The sequence below is a fragment of the Nonomuraea deserti genome (assembly GCF_004348685.1).
In the GTDB taxonomy this organism is placed as follows: Bacteria; Actinomycetota; Actinomycetes; order Streptosporangiales; family Streptosporangiaceae; genus Nonomuraea; species Nonomuraea deserti.
The window spans coordinates 1-5,688 of record NZ_SMKO01000326.1 but is presented as its reverse complement, the minus strand read 5'-3'; the positions used below and the strand labels follow the sequence as shown (position 1 = coordinate 5,688).

Genomic DNA, 5,688 nt, shown 5'->3' with positions numbered 1-5,688 from the left:
CTCAGCATCTGGGGGACAACCGCCCATGGCCTGGCTCCTGCTCGCCCTCGCCATCGCCTCCGAGGTCCTGGCCACCTCCGCGCTCAAACTCAGCTGCTCCGCGCCGCCCCCCGGCCCGCACCGCACCTCACGCAGACCCGCGCCACAAGCCCCGGCCTAAAGTGGTACACCCGCACCACTCAGCATCTGGGGGACAACCGCCCATGGCCTGGCTCCTGCTCGCCCTCGCCATCGCCTCCGAGGTCCTGGCCACCTCCGCGCTCAAACTCAGCAACGGCTTCACCCATCTCGGCTGGAGCGCCGTCGTCGCCGCCGGCTACATCGTCTCCTTCGTCCTGCTCGCCCAGGCGCTCAAACTCCACCTCGAGGTCGGCACCGCCTACGCCGTCTGGTCCGGGGCCGGCACCGCCGCCATCGCCCTGATCGGCGCGGCGTTCCTGGGGGAAACCCTCACCCCGCTCAAGATCGGCGGCATCCTGCTCATCATCGGCGGCGTCGTCGTCCTCAACCTCGCGGGCGCCCACTGACCTCCACCACCCGCGAAAACGTTTTGCCGCCTCCGCGGCCGCTCCCTACACTGCCCCCGTGCTCAAACCCCACTACCCCCTCACCACCGACCGCCTCACGCTGCGGCCCTTCACCCCCGGCGACCTCGACGCCGTCCACGCCTACGAAAGCCTTCCCGACGTCACCCGCCATCTCTACTGGGGGCCCCGCGACCGCGACGCCAGCCGCGCCTTCCTCGACAAGAGGATCACCCGCACCGCCCTCCTCGACGAGGGCGACGCGCTCGACCTGGCCATCACCCTGAGCGACAGCGGCGAGCTCATCGGCAACTGCCTGCTCATCTGGACCAGCAAACCCCACCGCCAGGGCGAGATCGGCTACATCCTGCACCCCGACCACCACGGCCACGGCTACGCCCCCGAAGCTGGCCGCGCCATGCTCCGCCTCGCCTTCGACGAGCTCGGCCTGCACCGCGTCGTCGGCCGCCTCGACGCCCGCAACACCGCCTCAGCCCGCGTCCTGGAAAAGCTCGGCATGCGCCACGAGGCCACCCTCATCGACAGCGAGATCGTCAAGGGCGAATGGGCCAGCGAAGCGGTCTACGCCATCCTCGACCGCGAATGGGCCCCGTGACGATCCACCACCTCGCCCTGCGCGCCGACTGGGACGGCGCCCGCCAGGCGGGGGAGTACCGCGTCTCGACCCTGGGCCGCTCCCTCGACGACGTGGGCTTCATCCACTGCAGCCGCGACCTGGCCCAGCTGCGCGACGTCCACTCCGCCTTCTACACCGGCGTGGCCGAGCCGCTGCTCGTCCTCGACATCGACCCGGCGGGCCTGGACGTCCGCCTCGAGGACGGCTTCCCCCACCTGTACGGGCCCCTGCCGGTCGGCGCGGTCACCGCCGTCCGCCCCTTCACCCCCTGACCACCTCCCGGGGCCGGGACCGGCCTCCACCGCGCGGGGCCGGAGCCCCGGCCTACGGCCGATCAGGCCCACCAGCCCAGCCGGCTGCGGATCAGGTGGGGGCGGGGGTGGAGCGCACGGCCAGGTGGTCGAGGGAGATGCCGAGGACGTCGGCCAGGGCCGCGATGGTGAAGAAGGCGGGGGTGGCGATGCGGCCGGTCTCGATCTTGCGGAGCGTTTCGGCGGACATGCCCGCGGCCGCGGCGACCTCGACGATGCTGCGATCGCCGCGGGCCTGACGCAGGGTGGAGCCGAGCTGCTCGCCACGGAGCCGCTCTTCAGGGGTCAGCGGAGGTCGCACCATGGCCACCACCCTATACCTGGATACTAATACCGGTATAGTTATCGCCCGAGCTCCTGCGCGCTCTCGCACCCGCCCGCTGGACCCCCGCGCGGCCCGGCCGCCCGCGCCGGAGTCGTCACGCCGCCTTCCACCCGCGCCCCGCCGGAACCCTCGCCGGACGGCCGCCCGCTCAGCCGGAATCGCGCGGACCGCCCGGCTCGCCCCGCAGCAGCGGATGCGCCCGCATCGCCACCTCCAGCTCACCCGGCAGCTCATCGCGGTAACGCCCCAACGTCGACAGGTCACTGTGCCCCAGCACCCGCCGCACCGCGTCCATGTCGACCGCGTCGGCCAGCAGATGCGTCGCCGTCGTGTGCCGCAGCCCATGCGGTGTCACCGACCGCCGCTGATCCGGGTCGACCCGCGCCTGCACCCGGTCGATGACCGCCTGCACATCGCCCCGCGCCAGCCGCCGCCCCCGCCACGACAACAACAACGCCTTGTCCCGCACCGCCGGCCGCCCCCGCGCCAGATACTCCTGCAGCACCCGCGCCACATCCTCCGGCAACGGCACGTCACGCGTCCGCCCGCCCTTGCCGAAGATCCGCCAGTAGCGCACCCCGTCGTTGGTGAAGAAATCCTCCACATTGGCGCGCACCAGCTCCGACACCCGCGGCCCCACCGTCGCCAGCAGCAACACGATCACCGCGTCCCGCAGCTCCGTACGCTGGTCACGCCGCTTGCCCGCCGGCGCCGCGTCCGGCACCGCCCGCGCCGCCCCGATCAGCCCCTGCGCCTGCTCCCGCGTCAACGCCCGCCGCTGCGGCCGCAAACCGCCCCGCTCCTTGGCCGTCACCGCCGACCCCGTCATCGGATTGAGCTGCACCCACCCGGCCAGCGCCGCATGCTTGAACAGCGCCGAGATCGACCGCCGGAACCGCGCCTGCGACGCCGGCGACTGCCCGCCACCCCGCTCACCCGAGCCCGCCGCGCGCCTGCCGTCCGGCCGGCGCGCGAACGCCAGCAGAATCGCATCGACGTCCGCGCCCGTCAGATCATCCAGCACCGTGGCGTCGCCGGCCAGCTCCACCAGCGTCGCCACGTCCCGCGCGTAGACCTCCGCCGTCGACGGCGACAACGCCCCCGTCACCGTCCTGGCCCGCACCAACTCCACATAACGGTCAGCCGCCTCCGCCACCGTCACCCGGTCGAGCTCCGCAGGCCGCACCGGCCACCACCCTCTCGCTGGACACGACAAGATCCGAGCAAGACCGTAGCGGCCGGCACCGACACAAACGCTAGATGTCGCGGAACGTCTCGATGCGCGCCCCCAGCGCGTTCAGCCGCTCCGCCAGATCCTCGTAACCCCGGTTGATCACATACACGTTCCGCAGCACCGACGTGCCCTCCGCCGCCATCATCGCCAGCAGCACCACCACCGCGGGACGCAACGCCGGCGGGCACATCATCTCCGCGCTACGCCACCGCGTCGGCCCCTCCACCAGCACCCGATGCGGATCCAGCAACTTCACCGACGCCCCCAGCCGCGTCAGCTCCGTCAGATAGATCGCCCGGTTGTCATAGACCCAGTCGTGAATCAGCGTCGACCCCTGCGCCGAGGCCGCGATCGCCGCGAAGAACGGCACATTGTCGATGTTCAGCCCCGGGAACGGCATCGGATGGATCTTGTCGATGGGGGAGACCAGCTTCGACGGCCGCACCGTCAGATCCACTAGCCGTGTCCGCCCGTTGGCCGCGGCGTACTCCCGCCCCCGGTCGCAGTCGAGCCCCATCTCCTCCAGCACCGCCAGCTCGATCTCCAGGAACTCCACCGGCACCCGGCAGATCGTCAGCTCCGACGACGTCACCACCGCCGCCGCCAGCAGACTCATCGCCTCCACCGGATCCTCGGAAGGGGAGTAGTCGACGTCCCGCTCGATCGAGGCCAGCCCGTGCACCGTCAGCGTCGTCGTCCCCACCCCCTCCACCCGCACCCCGAGCTGCTCCAGGAAGAAGCACAGATCCTGCACCATGTAATTCGACGAGGCGTTGCGGATCACCGTCACCCCGTCATGCCGCGCCGCCGCCAGCAGCGCGTTCTCCGTCACCGTGTCACCCCGCTCGGTCAACACGATCGGCCGCGACGGCGACACCCCCCGATCCACCCGCGCGTGATAGAACCCGCCCGTCGCCGTGATGTCCAGCCCGAACGGCCGCAACGCCGACATGTGCGGCTGCACCGTACGCGTCCCCAGATCACACCCACCCGCATACGGAATCTGGAACTGCTCCGTCCGATGCATCAACGGCCCCAGGAACATGATCACACTCCTGGTACGCCGAGCAGCCTCCGTGTCCATCGCCTCCAGCTCCAACCGCGCCGGAGGAACGATCTCCAGATCGCTGCCCTCATTGATCCACCGCGCCCGCACCCCGATCGACGCGAGCACCTCCAGAATCCGGTAAACCTCCTCGATCCGCGCCACCTTACGCAGAATCGTCCGCCCCGCATTCAGCAACGACGCGCACAGCAACGCCACACACGCGTTCTTCGACGTCTTCACATCGATCGAACCCGACAGCCGGCGCCCGCCCACCACCCGCAGATGCATCGGCCCGGCATAACCCAGCGACACGATCTCACTGTCGAGCGCCTCACCGATCCGGGCGATCATCTCAAGACTGATGTTCTGGTTGCCGCGCTCGATCCGGTTGACCGCACTCTGACTCGTCGCCAGCGCATCCGCCAACTGCAGCTGTGTCCAACCACGATGCTGACGCGCGTCCCGGATCAACCGGCCGATCCGCACAAGGTAATCGTCTGCCACAACACGAGACCATATCTCACATATGAGATGCCTCCGCGCCCAACACCGACGACGCGCCGGACAACCCCCGATGCACCGCCAGATGCTCCGGCGTCGCCTCAGCCTTCAGCTTGTGCACGAACGCCCGCCGAGCCGCCCGGAACCCATTCTGATCATCGAACATGTCCCGGCTCATCTCCGCCAGCTCCTCAGCCCGGAACGCGTCCAACGGCTTACGCCGCTCATCCGCCTCCCGCGCCGCCCGACGCCCGGCCAGCAACCGATCGTAACCCGGATCCACCGCCAGCCGCTCCGCGTACTCCAGCACCCGGCGCTCGAAATCCAACCGCGACCCCGCCAGCATCTTGTCCGCCAGCCCCAGCTCCACCGCCTCGACCGCCCCGATCGGCAACGCCTCCTGCGTCAACCGCAACGCCTGCTCCGCACCCACCCGACGCGGCAGCACATACGTCCAGAACTCACTACCGAACAACCCCATCGTCCGGTAATGCGGATTCAACACCACCCCCTCACGCACGATCACCCGATCCGCACCCAGCCCCATCATCACCCCGCCCGCACCGGCATTGCCGCCCATCGACGTCACCACCAGCTGCCCCGTACACCCGATCACCTCACGACACACCGCGTTGATGGCATTGATGTTCATCCACGACTCCAGCTCCGGATGCCGCGCCGCCTCGATCACATTCAGATGAATGCCGTTGGAGAACACCTCCCCACCCCGCACCACCAGCACCCGCGTATCCTGCGCCGCCGCATACCGCAACGCCGCCGCCAACCGCCGGCACTGCTCCGTCGACATCGCCCCGTTGTAGAAGTCGAAACTCACCACCCCCACACCATCACTACGGTCGTACGTGATCTCGCTGTACCCCGACCGCTCCGGCGCAGAAGCCACCAGCTCACCCAGCGCCATCGCCGCCGGCAACTTCACCGCCCCCTCACGCTCCAGCCGCAGATGCCCCACCCACACCGAACCGTCCCCCGTACGCACCAGCACGGCCCCCTCACGCCGCGCCACCACCTCACCCGGCACCCCACCCGGCAACTCCGGACCCCGATACACGTCGAACACCCGCACCGGAAGATCACACAACTGCGC

At 69.9% G+C, this 5,688-nt stretch carries 7 protein-coding genes; 3 read left to right on the top strand and 4 right to left on the bottom strand.

Features of this window, described 5'->3' with window-relative positions:
* Positions 1–203: 203 nt before the first annotated feature.
* Genes E1292_RS49135 through E1292_RS49125 form a run of 3 tightly spaced genes read left to right on the top strand, consistent with a single transcriptional unit; the run spans position 204 to position 1,433 of the window.
* On the top strand, positions 204–527 hold the full coding sequence (locus tag E1292_RS49135) for a DMT family transporter (protein WP_132606683.1): 324 nt from the start codon (positions 204–206) through the stop codon (positions 525–527).
* Between the two features lie 58 nt (positions 528–585).
* Positions 586–1,140, top strand: coding sequence for a GNAT family N-acetyltransferase (locus tag E1292_RS49130; protein WP_132606682.1), 555 nt, complete (start codon positions 586–588; stop codon positions 1,138–1,140).
* Positions 1,137–1,433 carry a DUF952 domain-containing protein gene (locus E1292_RS49125; RefSeq protein WP_439331964.1) on the top strand — a complete coding sequence of 99 codons (297 nt, stop codon included), beginning with the start codon at positions 1,137–1,139 and terminating at the stop codon, positions 1,431–1,433. The genes E1292_RS49130 and E1292_RS49125 overlap by 4 nt, the downstream gene beginning before the upstream one ends.
* A 91-nt stretch (positions 1,434–1,524) precedes the next feature.
* On the opposite strand, the gene E1292_RS49120 is transcribed toward E1292_RS49125, so the two are convergent.
* From E1292_RS49120 to E1292_RS49105, 4 genes are all read right to left on the bottom strand, one after another.
* On the bottom strand, positions 1,525–1,776 hold the full coding sequence (locus E1292_RS49120; RefSeq protein ID WP_132606680.1) for a helix-turn-helix domain-containing protein: 252 nt from the start codon (positions 1,774–1,776) through the stop codon (positions 1,525–1,527).
* A gap of 169 nt (positions 1,777–1,945) precedes the next feature.
* The gene (locus tag E1292_RS49115; protein WP_132606679.1) at positions 1,946–2,983 is read right to left on the bottom strand and encodes a tyrosine-type recombinase/integrase; all 1,038 of its coding nucleotides are present in this window, start codon (positions 2,981–2,983) and stop codon (positions 1,946–1,948) included.
* A gap of 70 nt (positions 2,984–3,053) precedes the next feature.
* Complete coding sequence (locus tag E1292_RS49110; protein ID WP_132606678.1) at positions 3,054–4,583, bottom strand: helix-turn-helix domain-containing protein; 1,530 nt, start codon at positions 4,581–4,583, stop codon at positions 3,054–3,056.
* A 16-nt stretch (positions 4,584–4,599) separates the two neighbouring features.
* Positions 4,600–5,688: enoyl-CoA hydratase-related protein (locus E1292_RS49105; protein WP_246091007.1), on the bottom strand; the 1,089-nt coding region annotated here is incomplete at its 5' end.